We start from the raw sequence: 22,495 nt of genomic DNA, 5'->3' as shown, positions 1-22,495 counted from the left end.
GGACGCCAGCATTTCGGGGCTTGGCACGCCCCTTGCTGATTACCGGACAGGAAAACCCGTCTTTCAAGGCCACCACCATGAGCGACACTCTCTTCGGCATCCACGGCGCAGCACTTGAATTGCGCTCGCAGCGCATGGGCCTCCTCGCCTCCAACCTCGCGAACGCTGGGACGCCGGGCTACAAGGCCAAGGACATCGATTTCGCCGCAGCGCTCAAGGCCCGCACCGGCGGCGCGAGCGAGGCACAGGCGATGTCCGCCGCCACGCGCTACCGGATGCCGGTCATGCCCAGCCTCGATGGCAACACCGTCGAGATGGCCACCGAACAGACCGCCTTCGCCGAAAACGCCGTCGGCTATTCCGCCACGCTCTCGTTCATCCGCGGCCAGGTCGAAACGCTGACCCGCGCGATCAAGGGCGAATGAGCATGAGCCAGCCCGGCCAGCCCCTCTCGCTGTTCGATGTCACCGCGCGGGCCATGTCGGCGCAACTGGTACGCATGAACGCATCGGCCTCCAACCTCGCCAATGCCGGCAATGTCGCCGCCAGCAAGGACGCCGCCTACCGCCCCTTGCGCCCAGTTTTCGCCGAGGAACTGGACCGCTCCTCCGGCCTCGCCACCGTCCGCGTCGCGGGGGTCTACCGCAGCGATGCGGCGCCGGTGCAGATGCACGATCCCGATCACCCGCTCGCCGATGCCAACGGCGATGTCTGGGAAGCCCCGGTCGATGAGAACGCCGAGCTGGTCGAGATGATGGAGAGCGCCCGCCAGTACCAGAACGTGGTCGAGGCGATGCAGACCGCCAAGCAACTGATGCTCGAAACGATGAGGATGAAGTGATGACCGCAGTCAACCCATACGCCGCGGCTAGTGCAGCCTCGTCCGCCGCCAAGGCTGCCACCACCGCTGCGAAAAGCGGGTTCGGCGCACTTGGCGCCAACGATTTCATCAAGCTGCTCACCGCGCAGCTGAGCAATCAGGACCCTACCGCGCCGGTCGACAACAGCCAGATGATCGCCCAGCTCGCCCAGTTCTCCAGCCTCTCCGCTGCGAACAGCACCTCAGACACGCTGAAATCGATCGAGGCCAAGCTCGACAAGCTCGCTGGCCTGAAGATCTGAGAAAGGACCCCCAGACATGTCGTTCTACACCTCGCTCAACGGCCTCAAGAACGCCCAGACCGATCTCGGCGTCATCAGCAACAACATTGCCAATGCCGAAACCAACGGGTTCAAGAAGAGCACCGTCGCCTTCTCCGATATCGTCGCGGGCAGCGCCTTCACCAATCCCAAGCTCCTGATCGGGATCGGCGCCACGGTCGAGGCGATCAACCAGAACTTCAAGCAGGGCCCGGTCGAGCAGACCGGCAATGCGCTTGATCTTGTCGTCAACGGAGACGGGTTCTTCACCACCAAGTCTGCCATCTCGGGCGATACGCTTTATACCCGCAACGGCAGCTTCGAGATTGACCAGAACGGCTATCTCGTGCGCGGCAATGGCAACCAGCTGCAGGCCTTCGCTACCGATGCGGCGGGCAATGTCACCGGCACCACTCCGCAATCGGTGCAGATCCCCGCGACCAACGCTACCGGTGCGCAGTTTGCCGGGGTCGCGGTCGGCAAGAACGGCGTGATCACCGCAAGCTACGCCGATGGCACCAATGTCGCGGTTGGCCAGATCGCGCTGGCCACGTTCCTTTCGCCCGGTGGGCTGCGCCAGGAAGGCTCCTCCAACTGGACCTCGACCGGTCTCTCCGGGACGGCCACGTATGGCGGGCCGGACTCGGGTTTCTACGGCGGCATCCTCTCGGGCGCGCTCGAACGCTCGAACGTCGATCTATCTGAAGAAATGGTCGGCCTGATCACCGCACAGCGCAATTTCCAGGCCAATGCCAAGGCGATCGATACCGCCTCGCAGATCTCGCAGACCATCATCAACATGCACACCTGAGGCTTAACAGCTGCAATGGACCGCCTGATTTACACCGCCTACTCCGGCCTCACCGACTCGATGGTCACCCAGCAGGTGATCGCGAGCAACATGGCGAACGCGCAGACCATCGGCTTCCGTGCCGAGCTGCTCAGCGCCGATGCGATGACGCTGAAAGGGCCCAGCATCGAGGCGCGCGCGATGACGCGCGGCGAAGTGCGCGGCGCCAACTTGAAGCAGGGCGCGGTGATCGAAACGGGCAATCCGCTCGACATCGCACTCAACGGGCGCACCATGCTGGCCGTGCAGGCGGCCGATGGCGAGGAAGCCTATACCCGGCGCGGCGATCTTGCGGTCGATGCCTCGGGCGTCCTCACCAACGGCGATGGCTGCCCGGTGGTCGGCGATGCGGGGCCAGTCACCGTTCCGCCCGGCGCTAAGATTTCAATCGCGCCCGATGGCCGCGTGCTTGCTGCTGCGCCGGAGAACCCGGACCAGCCGCCGCAGGAAGTCGGGCGGATCAAGCTTGTCAGCACCGCCGGATCGGCCATCGAGAAGGGCCTGGACGGCCTCTTCCGGGTCCCCAACGGCGGCGCCCTCCCAGCGGACGAGGACGCAAAGGTCCAGCCCGGCAGCCTCGAACAATCCAACGTCGAGCCGACCCGCGTGCTCGTCGAAATGGTCGAGGCGCAGCGCCTGTTCGACATGCGCACCAAGCTCATCTCCACCGCGAAAGAGCTCGATGAAGGCGGCGCGGGCCTCATGCGCCTCACCTCATAAACCAAGGATCCACACCCCATGCCCTCTTCCGCCCTTCACGTCGCCCGCACCGGTCTCGAAGCGCAGGACACGCGGATGCGCGTGATCGCCAACAACCTCGCCAACGTCGGCACCACAGGCTTCAAGCGCGATCGCGCCAACTTTGCGACGATGGCCTATCAGGATGCGCGGACCGCCGGTCAGCAGTCCTCGGGCGAGACAGCCTATGCCACCGGGCTCAACCTCGGCACCGGCGTCGGCATCCAGTCGACCACGCGGATCTCCACGCAGGGACCGGTGCAGCCCACCGGCAATGCGCTCGATCTTGCGCTTGATGGTGACGGCTTCTTCCAGGTCAACCTGCCGGGCGGCCAGCTCGCCTATACCCGCGCAGGCAACTTCAGCCGCTCGGCGGAAGGTCAACTCGTCACCGCGCAGGGCTATATCGTGCAGCCTCCGGTCACGATCCCCGAAGGCGCGACCACGATCACCATTGCGCCCGACGGCACCGTCTCGGCTACGCTCGCCGGCACGGCAGAGCCATCGCAGCTCGGCCAGATCACCATTGCCAGCTTCGCCAATCCAACCGGCCTCGCCGCTGGTGGCGACAACTTCCTCACCGAAACCGCCGCCAGCGGCGCGGCGCAGGTCGGCATCGCCGGTGAAGTGGGGCGCGGCCACATCCGTCAGGGCTTTCTCGAAAGTTCCAACGTCAATGTCGTCGAGGAACTGGTCGACATGATCGAGACCCAGCGCGCCTACGAGGTCAATTCCAAGATGATCTCGGCGGTCGACGAAATGCTCAAGAACGCCAACCAGACCCTTTGACGGACCCCCACACCATGATGGACTCCCCCTTCGAAGCTGCATTCCGTGCATCGGCAAATGGCCCGATAGACGGCAGGCCCCTCGGGCTGCGCCTGCTCGCCTGCCTGCTCATCCCGCCAGCCATTGTGCTTGCCGCCATCGCGCCCGCCGGACAGGCACATGGCCGCCCGACCCGCCCTGCGGAGGGCTTCGGCGCGGTCCTGCCGCAGGCCCCCGCCCCCCGCCCGGCGGATGGCGCGATCTTCAACGTGTCCGCCGGCTACACCGGCCTCGTCGAGGGCCGCCGCGCGCATGCCATCGGTGATCCGCTGACGATCATCCTCACCGAAAACCTCAATTCCTCGAAGACCGCCGCCTCCAAGACGCAGAAGAACGGGGCCTTCAACGTGGTCCCACCCAGCGCGGGGCCGCTGTCCTTCCTCGATCCCAACGCCCTTAAAGCTTCGGGCGGATCGTCGTTCAACGGACAGGGGAATGCCTCGCAGACGAGCACGCTCGGCGGGGAGGTCTCCGTCACCATCGCCGAAGTGCGCCCCAATGGCACGGCGCTCGTCACAGGAGAAAAGCGCTTGCTGCTGAGCCAGGGCCAGGAATGGGTGCAGTTTTCCGGCATCGTGCGCCTTGGCGATATCGATGCGGACAACCGCGTGCGTTCGACCCAGGTCGCCGACGCGCGCGTCACCTACACCGGCAACGGCTCGGTCGGCCGCGCCAGCCGTGAAGGCTGGCTGTCCAAGTTCTTCAGCGTGATCAATCCGTTCTGATGATGGCGCTCTCCCCCCGCTTCCGGGCCATCCTTGCCCTCTTCGCCGCGCTGACCCTCGTGCCATCGCCCGCACATGCAGACCGCGTGCGCGATCTCGGCGCGTTCCAGGGCGTGCGCACCAACCAGCTCACCGGCTACGGTGTCGTCGTCGGCCTGCCCGGCACGGGCGACGACAACCTCGACTACATCACGCAGGCCATGCGCGGCGTATCGGGCCGCCTCGGCGTGCAGCTGCCGCAAGGCGTCTCGCCCGGGCTCAAGAACGCTGCCGCCGTGCTCATCACCGCCGATCTGCCCGCTTTCGCCAAGCCCGGCCAGCGGATCGACGTGACTATCTCCACCATCGGCAAGGCCAAGTCGCTGCGTGGCGGCGCGCTGATCCTCGCCCCGCTTTATGGCGCGGACGGTCAGATCTACGCGATGGCGCAGGGCAATCTCGCCGTCGGCGGGCTTGGCATCACCGGCAAGGACGGCAGCCAGCTCACGGTCAACGTCCCCACCGTTGGCCGCATTGCCGAAGGGGCCAGTGTCGAACGCGCGGTCGCCACAGGCTTCGACCGCGACGAAATGCTGCGCTGGAACCTGTTCACCGCCGATTTCCTCACCGCCAGCCGTGTGCGCGACGCCGTCAACGCGCGCTTCCCCGGCGCTGCCACGGTGGAGGACGGCATCACCCTTGCCATCCGCTTGCCTGCCGCGACCGACACCCGCGCGACGATGATGGCCGCGATCGAGATGATCGAGGTGAACCCCGCCGAAACCGCCGCCAAAGTCATCATCAACAGCCGCACCGGCACCGTCGTCATCAACAGCGCCGTGCGCCTTTCCCCGGCCGCGATCAGCCACGGCAAGCTCGTGGTGAAGATTGACGAGAAGCCGCAGGTTTCGCAGCCCGGCCCCTTCAGCCGCGGCCAGACCGCCATCACGCCCGCCAGCCAGCTCAGCGCCGAGGAAGGCCAGGCCCACGTCGCGCTGTTCAAGCCCGGCGCCTCGCTTTCCAGCCTTGTCGATGCGCTCAACAAGCTCGGCGTCACCCCGTCCGATCTCGTCGCGATCCTCGAGGCGCTGAAGCAGGCCGGTGCGCTGCGGGCGGAGATGGAGGTGATATGAGCCCGATTGCACCCGTAACCGCCCCCGCCGCTCCCTCTGCTTCGGACCGGGCCGCCCTCAAGAAGGCAGCGCAAGGCTTCGAGGCGATCTTCGTGCGCCAGATGCTCGCCGCCGCACGCGCAACCAGCCTTGCCGGTGATGATCCGATCTTCGGGGGTCAGGCGCAGGAAACCTTCACCCAGATGCGCGACGAGCGCTTTGCCGATATCGCGGCTGAGGCAGGCACCTTCGGCCTCGCGAGGCAGCTCGAAGCCCAATTTGCCAAGCTGCTGCCCAAAGCGGCGCCAGCGGCGAAGGAGTAACAAGCCATGGCCTCCGATCTCCTTTCCATCGGCCTATCTGGCGCCAAGGCGGCGCGTATCGGGCTTGATGTGACCGCGCAGAACATCTCGAACGCGGCAACCGACGGCTATGTCCGCCGCACCATCGGTCTCACCGAAGTAGCCTCCACCGGCTACAACCAGAACGTGCGCGACATCTCGCTTTCGGGCGTGCGGGTGGAAAAGATCGTGCGCAACGCCGATGCCTTCCGCCAGAGCGAAGTGCGCCGCACCGGAGCCGACGTGGCGCGCGCCGACGCCGAGGTGAAGGGCCTGGGGAGCATTGAATCCGCGCTCGAACAGTCGGGCGTCTACCCCGCTATCACCGGCTTCGAGACCGCACTTCAGAAGCTCAAGGAAGATGCCACCGATACCTCGCTGCGTGCCTCCGTGATCGAGGCGGCGCGCACGATGACCGCCACCTTCCAGATCGCCACAACGGAAATGGATGCGGTCGGCAAAGGCCTTCAGTTCGAAACTTCTGACGGCGTCAAGCAGGTGAACCGTATTGCCGGCGAACTCGGGCGCACCAACTTGCGCCTTGCCCGCGCAGCAGACGCCAGTTCGGACCAGACCGCTCTTCTCGACCAGCGCGACAAGCTGCTCGCCGATCTCAGCCAGTTTGGGGATATCGGCACCACGCTGGCGCCCGATGGCAGTGTTACCGTCACGCTCGGCAGCGCGTCGCCAGCCACGACGCTGGTCAGCGGGGGCAATACCGCCGCGCTCGCGATGACGACCGCTTCCGACGGCACGGTGGACTACACGCTGGGCGGCAATGCGCTCACGCTTTCAGGCGGATCGCTCGCCGGGCAACAGCTCGCGCTTGGCAAGCTGGCGCAGTTGCACACCGATCTTGATGGCCTCGCGAATACCATCGTAACCACGGTGAACACCGCACAGGGCGGCAATACCGACCGCGATGGCAATCCCGGTGCCGCGCTCCTTTCGGGCAGCACTGCCGCAACCATTGCACTCGCCACCAGCAACCCCGCGAAGATCGCCACCGCCCCTGCCGGCGCGCCGAAGAACAGCCGCGATGCGTCAGGTCTCGATGCGCTGCGCAGCGCGCTCGCCGCGGCTGATCCGGCAGGCAGGATGGATGCGATCCTCTTCGATATCTCCGCCTCCGTTTCAGGGCGCACCGTCACGCGCGATGCGCTCGCCACGATATCGGATGCCGCCAAGACCGCGCTCTCCGCGCAGACCGGCGTCGATCTCGATACCGAGGGCGTCAATCTCGTTCGCTACCAGCAGGCATTCCAAGCCTCGGGCCGCGTGATGCAGGTCGCGGCGTCCATCTTCGATTCGCTGCTCCAAATCCAGTAGGGCCTCAAAGGACTTGGCATGAGCATCTTCGCCACCAGCACTTCCGCTTTCTTCGATCGCTCTACGCAGAACATCTCGGCGCTGCGCGGGCAGGCAGAGGAACTGCAGAACCAGATCAGTTCGAACAGCAAGATCACCCGCTCGTCCGACGATCCGCTGGCGGCGTCGCAATTGCGCTCGCTCGCCCGCACCGAAGCGCTCGGCGCGATCGACACCGCAGCGACCAGCCGCGCCACGATAGACCTCAACCTCACCGACACCGCGCTCAGCCAGTTCACCAGCTACGTCAGCCGCGCGCAGGAACTGACGACGCAGGCCGCTTCCACGCTGCTTCCTCCAGCGCAGCGCGCCAGCATCGCCTCTGAACTTGCGCAGATCCACAAGGGTCTCGTCGGCCTTGCGAATACGCGTGATAGTGCGGGCAACGCGCTGTTTGGCGGGGATAGCCCGGGAGATGCCTACCAGATCAATGCCGCCAACGGGCAGGCGCAATACATCGGCAGCGGCAACGCCGGGCAGCTTTCGCTGGGCGACGGCCAGACCGTCAGCCGCAGCCTGACCGGCCCGGAATTCCTCTCGTTCAAGGATCCGGCGGGTAATCAGACTGATCTGCTGACGGTCATCAAGAACCTTTCGGACGCGCTTGCCACCGGCGCTGCCAGCACGGCAGGTACCGCGCAGGCCGCGCTCGGCTCGCTTGCCAACGGCCTTGATGCGATCACCACCGCGCAGACCGTCGTCGGCTCGCGCCTGAGCTGGATCGACCTTTCCACCGAGCGCCAGCAGGCCATGAGCGAAGCCCGCACCTCGCAGCAGCAGGATATCGGCGCGCCAGATCTCGGTTCCGCGCTCGCTCGCCTGCAGCAACTTTCCACCGTGCTCGAAGCCAGTCAGGCCAGCTTCTCCAAGCTCGCCAATCTCACACTGTTCGATTTCCTGCGCTGATCTCCAGCCATCCGGGACCGTAAACCGCCATGTATGCTGCCATCGGTATCGTTATCCTCCTCGTCATGGTGTTCGGGGGCTTCGCCATCACCGGCGGCGCGCTTGGCCCGGTCATGGAGGCCATCCCGCACGAAATGCTCATCATCGGCGGCGCCGCGCTCGGTGCCGTGGTGGCCGGAAATTCGCTCCATGAGCTCAAGGCCATTGGCGGCGGGCTGGGCAAGGTCTTCAAGGGGCCCAAGCACTCCAAGCAGGATCACGTCGATGCCATCGTGCTGTGCACCCGCCTGATGAAGATCCTGCGCAGCGACGGTCCGGTTGCGCTGGAAAGCCACGTTACCGATCCCGCCAATTCACCGATCTTCGCCGAGTTTCCCAAGATCCTCGCCAACAAGGCGCTGGTCGCGCTGATCTGCGATACGCTGACCCTCATCGTCGTGTCCTCGGGCACGCTCGAGGTCCACGCCGTCGAGGACGTGATGGACCATTCGATGAAGACGCATTTCCATGAAATGAGCGAGCCGCAGCACGCGCTGCAGAACCTTGCGGATGCGCTTCCGGCGCTCGGCATCGTGGCGGCGGTGCTCGGCGTGGTGAAGACCATGGGCTCGATCGACAAGCCGCCCTCGATCCTCGGCGCGATGATCGGCTCGGCGCTCGTCGGCACGTTCATGGGCGTGCTGCTCGCCTATGGTATCGTCGCCCCGCTCGCGGGGCGCCTCAAGCAGGTGCTCGATCAGGACGAGATGATCTTCCAGGCGGTCAAGCAGGTCATCATCGCCAGCCTCCACGGCTGGCCCCAGCCCCTCGTCGTCGAAAGCGCGCGTTCAGGGCTCGGCCACTCGTTCCGCCCGGGCCTTTCCGAACTGCTCGACGCACTGCGTGGGCGATAACCGATGGCAAAAGCGCCCAAGGGCAAAAACGAACCGGTCCGCCCGATCATCGTCAAGAAGGTCACCGTCGTCGCGGGGGGGCACCACGGCGGCGCGTGGAAGGTCGCCTATGCAGACTTCGTCACCGCGATGATGGCGTTTTTCCTGCTCATGTGGCTGCTCGGCGCGACGACCGAGAAACAGCGCAAGGGCATTGCCGACTATTTCACGCCCACGCTCGTCAAGATGAAGGAAGGCAGCGCCGGCTCCTACGGCCTGCTCGGCGGCTCCTCGCTCACTGATACCGACAGCTACCAGTACCGCGCCGGCCAGACCGGAACCAAGACGCTGACAATCCCGCGCGACGCGACCGGCGGTCCCAAGGATGGCGGCACCAAGGCCAAGCGCACCGCCAGCTTGCAGCAGCGGCTCCAGCAAAAGCTGGCGGCCAGTGCTACTTTGCGCAAGCTCGCCCGGCAGGTGCGCGTCACCCAGACGCCCGAGGGCATCCGGCTCGATCTGATGGACGATGCGAAGTTCTCGATGTTCCGCCTCGGCACCACGCTGCTCACCCCGGAAGCGGCCGAACTCGTCCGCGCCATCGGCCAGGCCATCGGACCCGACGCCGCCGGCCTCACCGTGCGCGGCCATACCGATGCGCTGCAGTGGAAACCCGGAGATCCGGCCAACAACTGGTCCCTCAGCGCCGGCCGCGCCGAAGCGACCCGCCTCGCACTGATGAAAAGCGGCGTCACCGAAAACCGCTTCCGCCGCATCGAAGGCGTCGCCGATCAGGAACCCCTGATCGCGGACAACCCCACCGATCCGCGCAATCGCCGCATGAGCATATTGCTGATGAACTGACCCGGGGCTGGACCGCAGCCCGGCGACATGCCTATGTTTCCGCGACACGGGGCGGGAGCACAGACATGATCCACAGGCGCGCATTTCTGGGCGCTGCGGCAGCTGGTGCCGGGCTGGCTGCAACCCGCGCGATCGCTGCCCCGATCCTCTCCGCCACCAACTTTGGCCTCACGCTGGCGCAGGCCCAGCGCCGGAACGGCTGGATCGAAGTCGATGCCGCCGCCTTCGAGGCGAACATCGCAACCTTGCGCGGCATGGTCGGCCCATCGCGGATCTGTGCGGTGATGAAGGCGGACGCCTACGGGAATGGCATTGCCCTCCTCATCCCCTCGGTCATCAAGGCCGGGATCAGCGATGTCGCGATCACCTCCAACGACGAGGCCCGCGTCGCGCGCCAGCTTGGCTACAAGGGCAAGCTCTACCGCATCCGCCTCGCCGCGCTGGAGGAAATGGAGGATGCGCTTGGCCTCGGCATCGTCGAGCTGATCGGCAATCCCGAAGCCGCGGCGCGGCTGGAGGCGATCTGGCGGCAGCACCGCGCGCGTTTCCCCCTCCCCGTCCACCTCGCACTCAATGCCGGCGGCATGTCGCGCAATGGGATCGAGCTTTCCACCGACTACGGCAAGGCCGATGCCCGCGCGATGCTGGCGCTGAAGGGCCTGCGCATTGCCGGGGCGATGACGCATTACCCCAGCGAGGAAGCGCCGGACATCCTCGGCCAGCTCGCCCGCTACAAGGAGGACCTGGCATGGCTGCAAGGCGAAGGCCTCAAGACAGAAGGCTTCACGCGCCACACTGCCAACACCTTCGCCACCCTGACCCAGCCTGATACCCGGCTCGACATGGTCCGTGTCGGCGGCGCGCTCTATGGCGATCCCGGTTCGGTCAAGACCTCCGCCTTCATCCCGGTCCCCACGATCAAGTCGCGCGTTGCCGCCGTGAACCACTATCCCGCCGGGCAGACCGTTGCCTATGATCGCACCTTCCGGCTTGAGCGCGAAAGCTGGCTCGCCAATATCCCGATCGGCTATTCGGACGGCGTACGCCGCGGCTTCAGCCACGCCAACCGGCCCGAGTTCCCCGCGGAGAGCAAGAACCACACCGAAGTCCTCATCCGCGGCCGCCGTGCGCCCGTCGTCGGCCGGGTCACCATGAACACGCTGATGGTGGATGTGACAGAACACCTCGATGTAAAGCTCGATGACGAGGTCGTGCTGTTCGGGGCGCAGGGGACCGATCGCATCACCCAGGCCGAGTTTGAAGCCAACTCCAGCGCCTACGCCCCCGAAATGCTCGCCGTGCTCGGCGCCGCATTGCCAAGAGTCCTGAAGCCGGGCTGAAAACCAAAAGCCCGGCAATCCGTGGAGGGATCGCCGGGCGAGGGTGCCAGCCCGGTGGAGAACGGGCTTGCGGGGGAGATCGAACTTAGCGGAGCAGCGAGAGCACGTTCTGCTGGCTCTGGTTGGCCTGCGCGATCATTGCGGTCGAAGCCTGGCTCAGGATCTGGGCTTTGGCCATCGCGGTCGTTTCAGCCGAATAGTCGGTGTCCTGAATGCGGCTGCGAGCGTCCGACAGGTTGGTGATGTTGTCGTTCAGGTTGTTGACCGCCGATTCCAGACGGTTCTGGCCGGCACCGAGCGTCGCACGGGTCGAGTTGACGTTGGCGAGCGCGGCATCGACGTTGTCGATCGTGGTCGAGGCTGCCGTGTCCGAAGAAACGTCGAGCGCCTGCGTCGTCGAAGCCGCGTCGTAGGCGGTGTCCGTGCCGCCGAACAGCTTGGTGCCGTCGAACGCCTTGCTGACGATGTCGACCGTGTCGGTGGTATTCGCGCCAGTCTGGATCGAGAATTTCTTGTCGTCCGAACCATCGGCCGCCGGCGCCGCACCGACCACCGAGAACACCGCATTGCCGTTGAACTTGGTGTTGTTGAGCACGTCCGAGATCTGGGCGTTGAGGTTGCCGACTTCCGACTGCATCGCATCGCGGTCAGACTGCTGATACGTGGCGGACTTCGACTGGACGGCCAGTTCGCGGACACGCTGCAGCATGTTGGTCACTTCGTTGAGGCCGCCTTCCGCGGTCTGCGCCAGGCTGATGCCGTCGTTGGCGTTGCGCACGCCCTGGCTCATGCCCTTGATCTGCGAGGTCATCGTGGTGGCAATGGCAAGGCCCGCCGCATCGTCCTTGGCGCCGTTGATGCGCTTGCCGGTCGAAAGGCGTTCCATCGCCATGCCGGCCATCTTGGAAGCCGAGTTCGACGAGTTGGCCGCCTTGATCGCGCTGATGTTGGTATTGATAACCGCCATGGTCTGTCTCCGTTAAGAGGGGTCGTTCCCCGGTTGACGCCGGTCGGGGATCGACGCGGCAGCCACGGCAAAGACCGGCAAAAGGCTGCCGGGTTTAAGGGGGGCATCGGCAGCGATCTGCCGGACCTAGGCACTTGCCCTTAGGGTGCACGCGGAGCTTAAAGTTTCGGTGCGCTTGACGTTTTCGCGCGAAAAACAGCCCATCTCGATGGTTAAGACGCCAGCAGGAATAGGGCACAGGATTATGAAAACGGATCAGGCAGTGCGCACGATGGGAGGAAGCGCCGCCACCACATCTTCGCCGCATGCCGGCTTGCTGGCACGGGCGCGGTCGGTTCTGGGGAGCTTTACCCCGGCCGGAACCTTCACCTTGCGCGGCGCGGAAGAACCCGCCGCCCCCGGTCTGTTCGATCGCACCGTGCTGCTTTCGCGCAGCGGCGCCAATGCCATCACGCGCGGCCACGGCGGCCGGCATGATCTGGCCTATACCGATGGCGCCGATCCTGCGGCGCTTGCCGCGCTCATTGCCTGCGCTGCGCCCGCCGGCAGCCCGGTTGCCGCTGATCCCGAAACGCTTTCCGTACTTGCGCTGGCCGAACGTCTTGCCGGGGCGGAGATCCCCGTCCTCATCAACGGCCCCACCGGCACCGGCAAGGAAGTGCTGAGCCGCTTCATCCACTTGCGCTCGCCGCGCGCCGCCGCGCCGTTCATCGCGATCAACTGCGCCGCGATGCCCGAGACAATGCTGGAAGCCATGCTGTTCGGCCACCAGAAGGGCGCGTTCACCGGCGCCAATGCGGCAAGCGAAGGCTTTTTCCGCGCCGCGCACGGCGGCACGCTGCTGCTCGACGAGATCGCCGAGATGCCGCTTGCGCTGCAAGCCAAGCTGCTGCGCGTGCTGCAGGAAGGCGAAGTCGTCCCCATCGGTGCGACGAAGCCGGTCAAGGTCGATGTCCGCGTGATCGCCTGCGCAAACCGCGATCTGCCCAGCGAAGTCGAAGAAGGCCGCTTCCGCGCCGACCTGTTCTACCGCCTCAATGTCTTCCCGCTCGAACTTGCCGCGCTGCGTGATCGCCCGGCGGATATTGCCCCGCTCGCTTTCGCCATGGCGCTGCGCCACGTGCCAATGGGCCGCCCGGTGCCGTGGATCGGCGAAGCAGCGCTTGCCTTGCTCGAAGCCCATGCCTGGCCGGGCAATGTGCGCGAGCTAGAAAATGTCATGCGCCGCGCATTGCTGCTGGCGGGCGACGCGGCCGAAATCGGCGTGCAGCACGTGGTATTCGATCGCCCGGTCCGCACGGCGGGAGAATCCAGCCAAGGCGAAGTGGTAGCGCTCAATGCCGGCACGATCCCCGGCGGCAAGCTTTCCAACATCGTCCAGCTCTCCGAGACCCGCGCAATCCTCGCCGCGCTCGACAGCTGCGGCGGCAGCCGCGTCGCGGCCGCCCGCAAGCTCGGCATTTCCGAGCGCACCCTGCGCTACCGCCTCGCCGAATTCCGCGAGAACGGCATCGCCGTGGCCGGTAGCCGGCGATGAGCAGCATCGGGGGGATTGGTGCGGGTGGAGGTGCGGGCGGCCTCCAGCAGATCATGGCGCTGCGCCAGCAGATCATCGATCGCTCGCAGCTGCTCCAGCAGGTCCGCACGCCAGCGTCCGGCGCAACCGAAGCTGCGCCCGAAGCCCCGGCAAACGGCTTCACCTCAGCGCTCAAATCCGCGCTCGACAACGTGAATACGGTTCAGGGCAAGGCCGAGGCGCTTAGCGATGGCTACGACAAGGGCGAAGTCACCGACATCGCCAAGGTCATGCTCGCGCGGCAGGAAGCCGGCGTCGCCTTCGAAGCCACGCTGCAGGTGCGCAACAAGCTGCTCACCGCCTACCAGGACATCATGAGGATGGGGGTCTGATAAATGGCCGATCCGGCAACACCCAGTCTCTCGGTCTTCGCCCCGCTCACCGATCCGGCAGGCGGCGGCCTGATGGCGCGCACCGGCGCGTTCCTTGGCCAGCCGCCGGTGCGCCGCGCGCTGCCGTGGTTCGCCGGGGTATCCGCTGCGGGCCTCACCGCGCTGCTCTGGATGACCATGGCCCCCGCGCCCCAGCGCATCCTCTACAGCGATCTCAGCGATAGCGAGCGCGCGCAGGTCGTCGCCGCGCTCGACAAGGCCTCGATCACCTACTCCATCGACAACGCCACCGGCGCGGTCTCGGTCGGCGAGAACGATCTCTACAAGGCGCGCATGGTCGCCGCCTCGGATGGCGCGCTCGCCACGCCCGAGACCGGCGCGCAGATGCTCGACAAGTTGCCGATGGGCGCCAGCCGCACCTTGGAAGGCGAACGCCTCCTCGCCGCGCGCGAACGCGAACTTGAACTCACGATCATGCAGATCGACGGCGTGGAAGCCGTGCGCGTCCACCTCGCCGAGCCGGAGAAGTCCGTCTTCGTGCGCGACAATGCCGCCCCCACCGCCTCGGTCATGGTCAAGCTTGCGCGCGGGCGCCAGCTGGCAGACAGCCAGGTCAGCGCCATCGTCAATCTCGTTGCGGGTTCGGTGCCGTCCCTTTCCGTCGATGCGGTCAAGGTGATCGACCAGCATGGCCGCCTGCTCTCCTCCGCCAAGGATGGCGACAGCGACCGCCTCGATCTGCAATCGCGCATGGAAGAAAAGCTGCGCACGCAGGTTTCCCAGCTGCTCACCCCGATGCTCGGCGAGGGCAACTTCTCCAGCGAAATCCAGGTCGATCTCGACATGGACCAGCAGACCTCCGCGCGCGAAAGCTATGACAAGCAGGGCGTGGTGCGCTCGGAAACCCAGTCCGCCTCGCAGGGTACCGGTCCCGGCACGGCGGCGGGTGTCCCCGGCGTCCTCTCAAACACTCCGCCGCCGCCGACCACCGCCCAGCCCGGTGCGCCGGGTGCAGCGCCCACGCCCGGCGCAACGCCCGGTCCGGCCGCGACACCCGCCGCCTCCGGTGAAAGCTCCTCCGCGCGCACCTATGAACTTGGCCGCGAAGTTGCCGTCACCAACCAGACGCCGGGCAAGATCAAGCGCCTCTCGGTCGCCGTCGCCCTGTCAGGCGCGATCATGGCCAAGGCCAAGCCCGCCGAGATCGATCAGATCAAGCAACTCGTCACCGCAGCCGTTGGCGCAGACCCGGCGCGCGGCGATCAGGTCGCGGTTGTCGTGCGCAGTTTCAGCCCCGTCGCCGTCACCCCGCCCGCGTTCTGGGAAACGCCGTGGTTCGCGATGATCGTGCGCAATGTCGTCGCGCTGCTCGCGGTGCTGCTCACCCTGCTGCTCGGCGTGCGCCCGCTGATCAAGGCACTGAAGCGCGATCCGGTCCCGCTCCCCGCCGCAAGGACGGGCGAGCGCAATGAGGACGGGGATGGCGAAGGCGAACTCGGCGAGGACGGCGAACCTGCCGAAACCCCGGCGCGCCGCCGCCGCAAGAAGATCCAGCGCATCGAGGCGATCGTCGATCCTGACACTGGCGAAATCGATCCCGATGCGCTCAGCCGCCAGGTTGGCCTCGCGCAGCGCATCGTCGTCGAACAGCCCGACAATGCAATCAATGCACTGCGCCAGCTGCTCAACGAGCCCGCTCCCGAGGGAACCGAATGACCACAGAAGCGCCCGAGATCAGCGGCCCCACGCGCGCTGCGGTCATGATGATGCTGCTCGACGACAGCCACGCTGCAACGCTCCTCGCGCAGCTGGAGCCCGCCGAACTGCGCCTGCTCGGCGCGAAGATGTGCGAGATCGGCGAAATCGACGCCGAGGCCATCACGCAGGCGTTGCAGGGTTTCGTCGACAATGCGGCGCAAGTGACCATCGGCGCCAATGACCGCGTGGATCAGGTGCGCCAGCTGATGACGAGCGCAGTCGGCGACGTGAAGGCCGACAATCTGATGCAACGCATTGCCCCTGATGCGCCGCGCCCCGGCTCCAGCCTCGAACTTGCGCGCTGGCTCACCCCGCATGCGCTGGTGCCGCTGGTGCAGGGCGAACACCCGCAGGCGCTCGCCGTGCTGCTCGTCCAGCTTGATCCGGATGTCGCGGCGGGCGTGCTGCATGCCCTGCCCGACGCGCTCCAGCCGCAAGTCGTCCACCGCATCGCCACGCTCGGCCCGGTCGCGCCCGAAGCCATCGCCATGCTGGAAGACCTGCTCGCCCAGCGCATCACTGAATGCCACGGCAGCGCCGCGCTCACCATGGGCGGCCCGCGCGAAGCGGCGGACATCATCAACGCTTCGGTCCGCGCGGTCGAGAAGCGCGTCATGCCCGAGATCGCCAAGCAGGACAAACAGCTCGCCAAGGCCATCGAGAACGAGATGTTCAAGTTCGAACACCTCTTCGTGCTCGACGAGAAATCGATGGGCTCGCTGCTCCGCGAAGTCGATTCCGATACACTTATCGCCGCGCTCAAGGGCATCGCGCCCGATATGCGCGAATGCTTCTTCCGCGCCATGTCGAGCCGAGCGGCGGAAGGCGTCCGCGACGAGATCGAGGCGCGTGGCCGCATGAAGATGGCCGAAGTGGTCGAGGCGCAGAAGGCGGTGGTCACCGCCGCCCGCCGCCTTGCCGCCGAAGGCACGATCGTCTTCGGTGCGGGCGACGACGACTATGTCTGAGCCGGCCAAGGCCTCTACGGTGCGGGTCCTCTCACTGGCAGAACTCGCCGTCGTCCCCGGCGGCTTCCGCGAGGATCACCGCTTCGTGCGCATGGCGGCACCCGCTGCATCCGCGCTTGCCGAAGTGCCTCAGGAAGACCCCGAAACGCGCGCCTTTGCTGCTGGCTACGCGCAAGGCGCCGCCGATGCCGAAGCCGCATTCGCGGAGGCCATTGCCGCGCAGGATGCCGCCCGCGCGAAGATCGAACTAGCGTTCGGACGGCTGGACGCCGACCTCACCCGCGAACTCGAAGCGCGTCTGCGCGATACCGTCCTCGCCCTCTGCGCGCCCCTTCTGGGCGAATTCGCCGCGAACGAGGAAGCCCTCGCCGCCCGCGTCACGGCTGCCGCCGGCATGCTTGCCCGCGCGGCAGATGAACGCGTGATCCGCCTCCACCCGGAAGACCTCGCGCTCCTCGCCGCGCGACTGCCCGAAGACTGGCACTTCGAACCCGATCCCGCACTGGAACGCGGCGCGCTGCGCATCGAAGGCGCGGCGGGCGGGGTCGAGGACGGCCCCGGCACCTGGTCCCGCGCGCTCAGCGATGCAATGGCAGCATGTTAGGCGCCTCATGCTGAACACCGCGATCCCCCTCCTCGGTCGCTGCGAGGAAGCCCAGCCCGATTTCGGCCCGCGCCGCTACGGCCTCGTCACCGCCTGCGATGGCGGCCTGCTCGAGGTAAGCGGCCTCTCGCTCCCCATTGGCGCGCAGTGCCGGATCGCGCACGGTTCCGGCTCGCTCCTCGCCGAAACGATCGGCTTTCGCGCCGGGCGCATGTTGATGATGCTCCTCGGCGATAGCGTCCTACTCCGGCCCGGCGCGCGCGTGCGGCCTGAAGGCAAGCCCGGCATGCTCCCCGTGGGCGAGGCGTTCCTCGGCCGCGCCGTCGATGGCGAAGGGCTCCCCATCGATGGCGGCCCGCCCATTGCCGCCCGCGCCGAATGGCCCTCAGGAGGCATTCGCGGCAGCGCGCTGGACCGTGCCCCGGTGCGAGAACCCTTCGATGTCGGCGTCCGCGCCCTCAACGCGCTCACCACTTTCGGCGTCGGCCAGCGCATCGGCGTCATGGCCGGATCGGGCGTCGGCAAGTCCGTGCTGCTCGACATGATCGCGCATGGCACCGAGGCCGAGATCGTGATCGTCGGCCTGATCGGCGAGCGCGCCCGTGAAGTCTCCGATTTCGTCGAAAAGCACATGCAGGGCCCCCGCCGCGCGCGCAGCATTGTCGTCGCCGTCCCCGCCGATCATGCGCCCAACTTGCGCATTCGCGGCGCGATGCTCGCCACCTCGATGGCCGAATACTTCCGCGCCGCCGGGCATCAGGTCCTGCTCATCATGGACAGCCTCACCCGCGTCGCCCACGCGGGCCGCGAGATCGCGCTGCTCCTTGGCGAACCTGGCGCCGCGCGCGGCTACCCGCCTTCCGCGCTCGCCACGATCACCAAGCTCGTCGAACGCGCGGGCAATTCGGCGGCCAGCGGCGGTTCGATCACTGGGCTCTACACCGTGCTCGCGGATGGCGACAATCAGGACGACCCTGTCGTCGATACCGCCCGCGCGATCCTTGATGGTCACGTCGTGCTCAGCCGCGACCTCGCCCAGCGCGGCCAGTATCCCGCCATCGACATCGCTGCATCGCTCAGCCGCGTGATGAACGATATCGTCGATCCGCTCCACCAAGCCGACGCCCGCGCCTTCCGCGCGCTCATCGCGGGCTATGAGGCCAATCGCGATCTCGTCCTGATGGGCGCCTACCGCGCCGGAGCCGATCCGCAGCTCGACCGCGCCATCGCCATGCACGGCGCGCTCACCCAGTTCCTCAGCCAGCCCCAGCGCGAAGTCGTGCCGATGGACCGCAGCGTGGCTGAACTCGCCGCGCTGATGGCCGCATGAGCGCCGACAAGGCCAAGCTCAAGCGCCTGCGCCGCCTCGAACGCCTGCGCAGCATCGCGCGCCAGACCGCGCTCACCGAAGCGGCCCGCGCCGAAGCCGCATTGGCGCAAGTCGCCAACCTCGAAGCGCGCACCGCCGCGCTGATCGACGCCTACCGTCTGCGGCGCGATGCCGCCACCGGTGCGGACCTGCGGCAATCGAAGCAGTTCGTTGCCGGCCTCAACCGCATTGCAGATGGTGCAGCCGCAGATCTCGTCCGCGCCCGCCAAACCGCCGACACCCGCGCTGCCGAGGCAGCCGAGGCCGAGCGCCGCCGCGCCGCCGTCGACGACCGGATCGAGGCCGCGCGCCAGCGCATCGCCCGCAAGGCATCGGAAAATGCGCATCCCGCCAAGCCGGTCAAGCCGCTTGGCACGCCTCTTGAATAGCAGCCGTTAACCACACCCGCTCGCCAAGGACTTCCCGCCCGCGATGACTGCGCCCGCCCCCATCCTGTTTCCCCGCGCAGACGTGCGTCCGTCCAGCCGGGACGCCGCGCCGGCAGCCGCCAACAACGGCGTCAAGCAGGACAAAGCGCCGGGATTTGCTGGCTATCTCGCGCAAGAAACACCACCCGCGGATGAGCCAGCGCAGCTTGCGGTGACGGAGCCCGCCGACCGGTCTGCCGCGCCGGAAGCACCCGCCGATGCCGCCCCGGTGCCGGAAGAACCCGGCAAGGTCTTGCCGGCCATCCGGCACAGCCTTGCCGCCCCGGCTGCCGCCCTTCGCCTGCTGATCGGTGCCGAGGTCCAGCCCGGCAGGACGAAGGCGGCTGAAGGTTCTGGCGACCAGACGGATGCCGACAAAGCGGCCGAACCCGCAGACGCGGCTGTGCTCCTGCCCATCACGCCAGCCGTTGCCCTTGGCCCCCTCCCTGCCGCCAATGCACAGGAAATGAAGTCCGCCGATGCGACGCAGACCGCAGCTGGCGCGTCGCCGATCACCCCCCAGTCGGCAGAAGCCGCACCTGCAGTTGCTTCGCAGGGCACCCAGAATGCGGCGCATCCCGCCGCCTTTGCCGTGGCCAATCTTGTTCTTGAAACCGATACGCCGAACGCCGCCAATGCAGCCCCGCCGTCCGATGCCAGCCCGGCTCCGCAAGCGTCGCCCGCCGCAACGCAGGTGGCTGCCCAAGCCCACCCATCCACTCTGGAAGCGCTGACCGGCGCAGCCAAGCGAACCGGCACTCGGAAACTGCTGGCAGAGACCGAAGCCCCGCTTCCTTCAGCGAAGCAGGCTGCGGCACCGGATACCGCAGCGGCGCTGGCGCTGGCGCAGACGTACAGCGCCCCTGCCATCGCGGGGAGCCCGGATACCCCGGCAGCATCCGGCCCTCAGCCGCTCAGCTTCGACCAGCTTGTCGATTCCATCGCCCGCGCCCGCGATGGCGTGGATCAGGGCGGACCGGTTGCGGTCGCGCTGCGCCATGGCGAATTCGGACGCATCTCGCTGCGGATTGAAAGCGACGCGGCCGGTCTCTCGGTGGCGATGGCGAGCTCTGACCCCGCCTTCGCGCCTGCCGTAGCCGCCGCACATGCCGCCGCAATCGGTGAGCCGATGCGACCATCCACTGCCGATACCCGCGCCGGTAGCAGCGGGCCGGGCCCGCAGCAGGGTCAAGGCCAATCGGCCAGCCAATCCGGCTCCGGTCAGCAGCGCCAGCCGTCTGCAGGACAGCGCCCCGCCACCAACCCGGCACGATCGACTGCCCTCGGCGGCGAACGCCGCGGCGGCATCTTCGCCTGACCCCATTCACAAGACTTCCTGAGGACCACCGATGAGCGAGAAGAAGGACAAGGAAGCCAAGGCCAAGAAGAAGGGCGCCGGCATGATGCTCAAGGTCGGCGCGGCGGCCGCGCTGCTCGGCGTCGGCGGCGGCGGAGCCTATGGCCTTGTCGCGGCCGGGGTCATTGGCGGCGGCGGCCACGGCAAAGAGCACGAGGACAAGAACCCCAAGCTCATCAAGAAGGGCGAGGAAGATCCCTATGCGCCTGCCGCCAAGGAAGGCGAGCATGGCGGCGAAGGCGGCGGCGGCCACGATGTCGAAGGTGAAGGCGGCAGCGAATACCGCACCGCCTATTTCAGCTTCAGCGATGATTTCACGTCGAATCTCAAGGATTCGGACATGCTGGTGCAGGTCAGCCTCGCCTGCTCCACGCACCGGGATTATCGCGTGATCCTCTGGCTTCAGAAGCACGAGTTGGCGATCCGTTCGGCCCTGCTCACCGCCATCGCCGATACCCCGGGCGAGGATGTCCAATCCGCCGAAGGCAAGACCCGGCTCCAGAAGCGCCTCGTCGCCACGATCAACAAGGTGCTCACCGATACCGAGGGCTTCGGCGGGATCGACGCCGTCTACTTCAAGACTTTCATCGTCCAGTAAGCGCTGCCCAGAAACCTCGGCATGAAGCCCGAACGCCCCCTTGTCGCCCAGCGGCCACTCGCTCGCCACAGCGAAGCGCTGCTCCGTCCGGCGCCTACCGCAACCGAACTGCTGCCGGTGCTGGCGCGCGCGGGGGACGCTCTGGCCCGCAAGCTGCGCCTTGCGCTTGCGCCGATCCATGGCGGCGAGGCAGCAATGGTCGAATGCAGTGCGCCGGCGGAGATGACGGCAGGCAGCTTCGCCCCTCCCGATCTCGTGTCGATCAGCCTCCTCGCCGCCGTCGCTGACGGCCAGCCGCTGCTGGCCATGGTGGAGGGTGAGGCCGTGCTGCGCCTGCTCGACCGTGCATTCGGTGGCCCTGGTGAGGCGCCGTCTCCGCTCCCCCGCGAACTGCCGCTCTCTGCCGAACTCATGGTCCAGCGCATCGAGATGCTGGTCGGCCCCCCGCTTGCCGCCGCGCTCGGCCTCGCAGGTCCGATCCGCACCCTGCGCCGCGCCGCCACGATGGCCGAACTGGCCGCCATGACAGACGCAACGCCGCTCGCCGTCCTGACCTTCTCGATCCGCGAAGGCGCGCGCCCGGCATGGACGCTGCGGCTTGGCTTCCCGATGGCTGCGCTCGCCGATCTCACCGGCACCGCGCGCCCTGCTTCGAGGCCTGTCCGCGCCGCCACACCGGCCAGCCCGCTCGATCAGCCCTTTGCAGGAATGCCGCTCACCGTGCGCGCCGTCCTCGTCGATGTGCCGCTCCCGCTCGCCACATTGTCCGCGCTCGAAATCGGGCAGGTCCTTGCCGTCCCGGTCGCCCGCAGCGTGCCGCTGCGCATCGGCGAGGCGCTGGTCGGCCACGGCACCGTCGGCGCGGTGGACGAGCGCGTCGCCCTCCAACTCACCCAGCTCGCCTGATCCGGCGGCCCCATTCAGGATGCAACCATGACGTTCCAGACCCGCGGCCTCGATTTCCTCAAGGATGTCGACGTGCGCCTCACCGTCGAACTCGGCCGCACCGAGATGAAGCTCAAGGATGTGCTCTCACTGACCGAGGAAAGCGTGGTCCTGCTTGATCGGCTGACCGACGAGCTGCTCGATGTCATGGTCAACGGCAAGCTCATCGCGCGCGGCGAAGTCGTGGCGCAGGGCGAGCGCTTCGGCCTGCGTATCGTCGAGCTGATCGGCCAGGAAAGCGCAATGGCGGGCACGCGTTGATGCTCTGGTATCTGCTCAAGCTCGCGGTCGTCCTGCCGCTGATCGCAGGGCTTGCCTGGGCCAGCCTCAAGTTCGCGCGCCGCATGGAAAAGCGCTTCAGCCCCAATGGCAGCGCGAAATCGGTCAGGATCATCGAGACGCAGTGGCTCGCCCCCGGCCAGCGCATCGCCGTGCTCGAATTCCGGGGGCGCGAAATCCTCGTCTCGGCCACCAAGCAGGGCCTCGTCCGCCTTGCCGAAGTGCCCGCGCGCGCTGGCAGCGAGGACTGA

General features: G+C 67.0%; 27 protein-coding genes. 26 read left to right on the top strand and 1 reads right to left on the bottom strand.

Annotated features, from left to right (window positions below; genetic code table 11):
- The first annotated feature begins 77 nt into the window (after nt 1-77).
- The 14 genes from flgB (at nt 78) to alr (ending at nt 11,063) form a co-directional block, all read left to right on the top strand.
- Nucleotides 78-425 carry a flagellar basal body rod protein FlgB gene (gene flgB, locus NSE01_RS18225; RefSeq protein WP_147161094.1) on the top strand — a complete coding sequence of 116 codons (348 nt, stop codon included), beginning with the start codon at nt 78-80 and terminating at the stop codon, nt 423-425.
- On the top strand, nt 422-841 hold the full coding sequence (flgC, locus tag NSE01_RS18220) for a flagellar basal body rod protein FlgC (protein WP_371863230.1): 420 nt from the start codon (nt 422-424) through the stop codon (nt 839-841). The genes flgB and flgC overlap by 4 nt, the downstream gene beginning before the upstream one ends.
- Nucleotides 841-1,122 (top strand): flagellar hook assembly protein FlgD, encoded by a 282-nt coding sequence (locus NSE01_RS18215; protein WP_147161092.1) that lies wholly within the window; start codon nt 841-843, stop codon nt 1,120-1,122. The genes flgC and NSE01_RS18215 overlap by 1 nt, the downstream gene beginning before the upstream one ends.
- Nucleotides 1,123-1,138: 16 nt before the next feature.
- On the top strand, nt 1,139-1,951 hold the full coding sequence (locus NSE01_RS18210; RefSeq protein WP_147161091.1) for a flagellar hook-basal body complex protein: 813 nt from the start codon (nt 1,139-1,141) through the stop codon (nt 1,949-1,951).
- Between the two features lie 15 nt (nt 1,952-1,966).
- Nucleotides 1,967-2,710: a flagellar basal body rod protein FlgF gene (locus NSE01_RS18205; RefSeq protein WP_147161090.1), complete on the top strand. Its 744-nt coding sequence runs from the start codon at nt 1,967-1,969 to the stop codon at nt 2,708-2,710.
- A gap of 18 nt (nt 2,711-2,728) precedes the next feature.
- Nucleotides 2,729-3,517, top strand: coding sequence for a flagellar basal-body rod protein FlgG (gene flgG / locus NSE01_RS18200; protein ID WP_147161089.1), 789 nt, complete (start codon nt 2,729-2,731; stop codon nt 3,515-3,517).
- Nucleotides 3,518-3,531: 14 nt separating this feature from the next.
- Nucleotides 3,532-4,281: a flagellar basal body L-ring protein FlgH gene (locus tag NSE01_RS18195; protein ID WP_147161088.1), complete on the top strand. Its 750-nt coding sequence runs from the start codon at nt 3,532-3,534 to the stop codon at nt 4,279-4,281.
- A complete protein-coding gene (locus NSE01_RS18190) occupies nt 4,281-5,393 on the top strand; it encodes a flagellar basal body P-ring protein FlgI (RefSeq protein WP_147161087.1) in 1,113 nt (370 codons plus the stop codon). Before NSE01_RS18195 ends, NSE01_RS18190 begins: the two co-directional genes overlap by 1 nt.
- A complete protein-coding gene (locus tag NSE01_RS18185; RefSeq protein WP_147161086.1) occupies nt 5,390-5,695 on the top strand; it encodes a rod-binding protein in 306 nt (101 codons plus the stop codon). Before NSE01_RS18190 ends, NSE01_RS18185 begins: the two co-directional genes overlap by 4 nt.
- A gap of 6 nt (nt 5,696-5,701) precedes the next feature.
- Nucleotides 5,702-7,042 carry a flagellar hook-associated protein FlgK gene (flgK, locus tag NSE01_RS18180; RefSeq protein ID WP_147161085.1) on the top strand — a complete coding sequence of 447 codons (1,341 nt, stop codon included), beginning with the start codon at nt 5,702-5,704 and terminating at the stop codon, nt 7,040-7,042.
- A gap of 18 nt (nt 7,043-7,060) precedes the next feature.
- Nucleotides 7,061-7,987 (top strand): flagellin N-terminal helical domain-containing protein, encoded by a 927-nt coding sequence (locus NSE01_RS18175; RefSeq protein ID WP_147161084.1) that lies wholly within the window; start codon nt 7,061-7,063, stop codon nt 7,985-7,987.
- 29 nt (nt 7,988-8,016) lie between these two features.
- Nucleotides 8,017-8,880, top strand: a complete 864-nt coding sequence (gene motA, locus NSE01_RS18170) for a flagellar motor stator protein MotA (RefSeq protein WP_147161083.1) — start codon at nt 8,017-8,019, stop codon at nt 8,878-8,880.
- A 3-nt stretch (nt 8,881-8,883) separates the two neighbouring features.
- Complete coding sequence (locus NSE01_RS18165) at nt 8,884-9,723, top strand: flagellar motor protein MotB (protein ID WP_147161082.1); 840 nt, start codon at nt 8,884-8,886, stop codon at nt 9,721-9,723.
- Between the two features lie 65 nt (nt 9,724-9,788).
- A complete protein-coding gene (alr, locus tag NSE01_RS18160; RefSeq protein ID WP_147161081.1) occupies nt 9,789-11,063 on the top strand; it encodes an alanine racemase in 1,275 nt (424 codons plus the stop codon).
- Nucleotides 11,064-11,148: 85 nt separating this feature from the next.
- Here the strand turns inward: alr and NSE01_RS18155 are convergent, their stop codons facing one another.
- Nucleotides 11,149-12,030, bottom strand: coding sequence for a flagellin N-terminal helical domain-containing protein (locus NSE01_RS18155; RefSeq protein WP_147161080.1), 882 nt, complete (start codon nt 12,028-12,030; stop codon nt 11,149-11,151).
- A gap of 244 nt (nt 12,031-12,274) precedes the next feature.
- Here NSE01_RS18155 and NSE01_RS18150 point away from each other — a divergent pair, with 244 nt between their 5' ends.
- Genes NSE01_RS18150 through NSE01_RS21795 form a run of 12 tightly spaced genes read left to right on the top strand, consistent with a single transcriptional unit; the run spans nt 12,275 to nt 22,495 of the window.
- A complete protein-coding gene (locus tag NSE01_RS18150) occupies nt 12,275-13,567 on the top strand; it encodes a sigma-54 interaction domain-containing protein (RefSeq protein ID WP_246135284.1) in 1,293 nt (430 codons plus the stop codon).
- On the top strand, nt 13,564-13,938 hold the full coding sequence (gene fliE, locus NSE01_RS18145; RefSeq protein ID WP_147161079.1) for a flagellar hook-basal body complex protein FliE: 375 nt from the start codon (nt 13,564-13,566) through the stop codon (nt 13,936-13,938). Before NSE01_RS18150 ends, fliE begins: the two co-directional genes overlap by 4 nt.
- Nucleotides 13,939-13,941: 3 nt before the next feature.
- A complete protein-coding gene (fliF, locus tag NSE01_RS18140) occupies nt 13,942-15,654 on the top strand; it encodes a flagellar basal-body MS-ring/collar protein FliF (RefSeq protein ID WP_147161078.1) in 1,713 nt (570 codons plus the stop codon).
- Nucleotides 15,651-16,664 (top strand): flagellar motor switch protein FliG, encoded by a 1,014-nt coding sequence (gene fliG, locus NSE01_RS18135; protein ID WP_147161077.1) that lies wholly within the window; start codon nt 15,651-15,653, stop codon nt 16,662-16,664. The genes fliF and fliG overlap by 4 nt, the downstream gene beginning before the upstream one ends.
- Nucleotides 16,657-17,268, top strand: a complete 612-nt coding sequence (locus tag NSE01_RS18130) for a FliH/SctL family protein (RefSeq protein WP_147161076.1) — start codon at nt 16,657-16,659, stop codon at nt 17,266-17,268. The genes fliG and NSE01_RS18130 overlap by 8 nt, the downstream gene beginning before the upstream one ends.
- A gap of 7 nt (nt 17,269-17,275) precedes the next feature.
- Complete coding sequence (locus NSE01_RS18125; RefSeq protein ID WP_147161075.1) at nt 17,276-18,598, top strand: FliI/YscN family ATPase; 1,323 nt, start codon at nt 17,276-17,278, stop codon at nt 18,596-18,598.
- Nucleotides 18,595-19,026, top strand: a complete 432-nt coding sequence (locus NSE01_RS18120) for a hypothetical protein (RefSeq protein ID WP_147161074.1) — start codon at nt 18,595-18,597, stop codon at nt 19,024-19,026. Before NSE01_RS18125 ends, NSE01_RS18120 begins: the two co-directional genes overlap by 4 nt.
- 43 nt (nt 19,027-19,069) lie before the next feature.
- Nucleotides 19,070-20,383 (top strand): hypothetical protein, encoded by a 1,314-nt coding sequence (locus NSE01_RS18115; RefSeq protein WP_147161073.1) that lies wholly within the window; start codon nt 19,070-19,072, stop codon nt 20,381-20,383.
- Nucleotides 20,384-20,414: 31 nt separating this feature from the next.
- Complete coding sequence (locus NSE01_RS18110; protein WP_147161072.1) at nt 20,415-21,020, top strand: flagellar basal body-associated FliL family protein; 606 nt, start codon at nt 20,415-20,417, stop codon at nt 21,018-21,020.
- A gap of 21 nt (nt 21,021-21,041) precedes the next feature.
- Nucleotides 21,042-21,926: a FliM/FliN family flagellar motor switch protein gene (locus NSE01_RS18105; protein ID WP_147161071.1), complete on the top strand. Its 885-nt coding sequence runs from the start codon at nt 21,042-21,044 to the stop codon at nt 21,924-21,926.
- A gap of 27 nt (nt 21,927-21,953) precedes the next feature.
- Complete coding sequence (fliN, locus tag NSE01_RS18100; protein WP_147161070.1) at nt 21,954-22,226, top strand: flagellar motor switch protein FliN; 273 nt, start codon at nt 21,954-21,956, stop codon at nt 22,224-22,226.
- Nucleotides 22,226-22,495, top strand: coding sequence for a flagellar biosynthetic protein FliO (locus NSE01_RS21795; protein ID WP_246135283.1), 270 nt, complete (start codon nt 22,226-22,228; stop codon nt 22,493-22,495). The genes fliN and NSE01_RS21795 overlap by 1 nt, the downstream gene beginning before the upstream one ends.

The organism is Novosphingobium sediminis (genome assembly GCF_007991615.1).
In the GTDB taxonomy this organism is placed as follows: domain Bacteria; phylum Pseudomonadota; class Alphaproteobacteria; order Sphingomonadales; family Sphingomonadaceae; genus Novosphingobium; species Novosphingobium sediminis.
This window is presented reverse-complemented; position numbering and strand designations above follow the sequence as displayed.

Coding starts and splice junctions, on each gene's coding strand:
- flgB (WP_147161094.1), top strand. CDS start 78: ATGAGCGACACTCTCTTCGGCATCCACGGCGCAGCACTTGAATTGCGC.
- flgC (WP_371863230.1), top strand. CDS start 422: ATGAGCATGAGCCAGCCCGGCCAGCCCCTCTCGCTGTTCGATGTCACC.
- NSE01_RS18215 (WP_147161092.1), top strand. CDS start 841: ATGACCGCAGTCAACCCATACGCCGCGGCTAGTGCAGCCTCGTCCGCC.
- NSE01_RS18210 (WP_147161091.1), top strand. CDS start 1,139: ATGTCGTTCTACACCTCGCTCAACGGCCTCAAGAACGCCCAGACCGAT.
- NSE01_RS18205 (WP_147161090.1), top strand. CDS start 1,967: ATGGACCGCCTGATTTACACCGCCTACTCCGGCCTCACCGACTCGATG.
- flgG (WP_147161089.1), top strand. CDS start 2,729: ATGCCCTCTTCCGCCCTTCACGTCGCCCGCACCGGTCTCGAAGCGCAG.
- NSE01_RS18195 (WP_147161088.1), top strand. CDS start 3,532: ATGATGGACTCCCCCTTCGAAGCTGCATTCCGTGCATCGGCAAATGGC.
- NSE01_RS18190 (WP_147161087.1), top strand. CDS start 4,281: ATGATGGCGCTCTCCCCCCGCTTCCGGGCCATCCTTGCCCTCTTCGCC.
- NSE01_RS18185 (WP_147161086.1), top strand. CDS start 5,390: ATGAGCCCGATTGCACCCGTAACCGCCCCCGCCGCTCCCTCTGCTTCG.
- flgK (WP_147161085.1), top strand. CDS start 5,702: ATGGCCTCCGATCTCCTTTCCATCGGCCTATCTGGCGCCAAGGCGGCG.
- NSE01_RS18175 (WP_147161084.1), top strand. CDS start 7,061: ATGAGCATCTTCGCCACCAGCACTTCCGCTTTCTTCGATCGCTCTACG.
- motA (WP_147161083.1), top strand. CDS start 8,017: ATGTATGCTGCCATCGGTATCGTTATCCTCCTCGTCATGGTGTTCGGG.
- NSE01_RS18165 (WP_147161082.1), top strand. CDS start 8,884: ATGGCAAAAGCGCCCAAGGGCAAAAACGAACCGGTCCGCCCGATCATC.
- alr (WP_147161081.1), top strand. CDS start 9,789: ATGATCCACAGGCGCGCATTTCTGGGCGCTGCGGCAGCTGGTGCCGGG.
- NSE01_RS18155 (WP_147161080.1), bottom strand. CDS start 12,030: ATGGCGGTTATCAATACCAACATCAGCGCGATCAAGGCGGCCAACTCG.
- NSE01_RS18150 (WP_246135284.1), top strand. CDS start 12,275: ATGAAAACGGATCAGGCAGTGCGCACGATGGGAGGAAGCGCCGCCACC.
- fliE (WP_147161079.1), top strand. CDS start 13,564: ATGAGCAGCATCGGGGGGATTGGTGCGGGTGGAGGTGCGGGCGGCCTC.
- fliF (WP_147161078.1), top strand. CDS start 13,942: ATGGCCGATCCGGCAACACCCAGTCTCTCGGTCTTCGCCCCGCTCACC.
- fliG (WP_147161077.1), top strand. CDS start 15,651: ATGACCACAGAAGCGCCCGAGATCAGCGGCCCCACGCGCGCTGCGGTC.
- NSE01_RS18130 (WP_147161076.1), top strand. CDS start 16,657: ATGTCTGAGCCGGCCAAGGCCTCTACGGTGCGGGTCCTCTCACTGGCA.
- NSE01_RS18125 (WP_147161075.1), top strand. CDS start 17,276: ATGCTGAACACCGCGATCCCCCTCCTCGGTCGCTGCGAGGAAGCCCAG.
- NSE01_RS18120 (WP_147161074.1), top strand. CDS start 18,595: ATGAGCGCCGACAAGGCCAAGCTCAAGCGCCTGCGCCGCCTCGAACGC.
- NSE01_RS18115 (WP_147161073.1), top strand. CDS start 19,070: ATGACTGCGCCCGCCCCCATCCTGTTTCCCCGCGCAGACGTGCGTCCG.
- NSE01_RS18110 (WP_147161072.1), top strand. CDS start 20,415: ATGAGCGAGAAGAAGGACAAGGAAGCCAAGGCCAAGAAGAAGGGCGCC.
- NSE01_RS18105 (WP_147161071.1), top strand. CDS start 21,042: ATGAAGCCCGAACGCCCCCTTGTCGCCCAGCGGCCACTCGCTCGCCAC.
- fliN (WP_147161070.1), top strand. CDS start 21,954: ATGACGTTCCAGACCCGCGGCCTCGATTTCCTCAAGGATGTCGACGTG.
- NSE01_RS21795 (WP_246135283.1), top strand. CDS start 22,226: ATGCTCTGGTATCTGCTCAAGCTCGCGGTCGTCCTGCCGCTGATCGCA.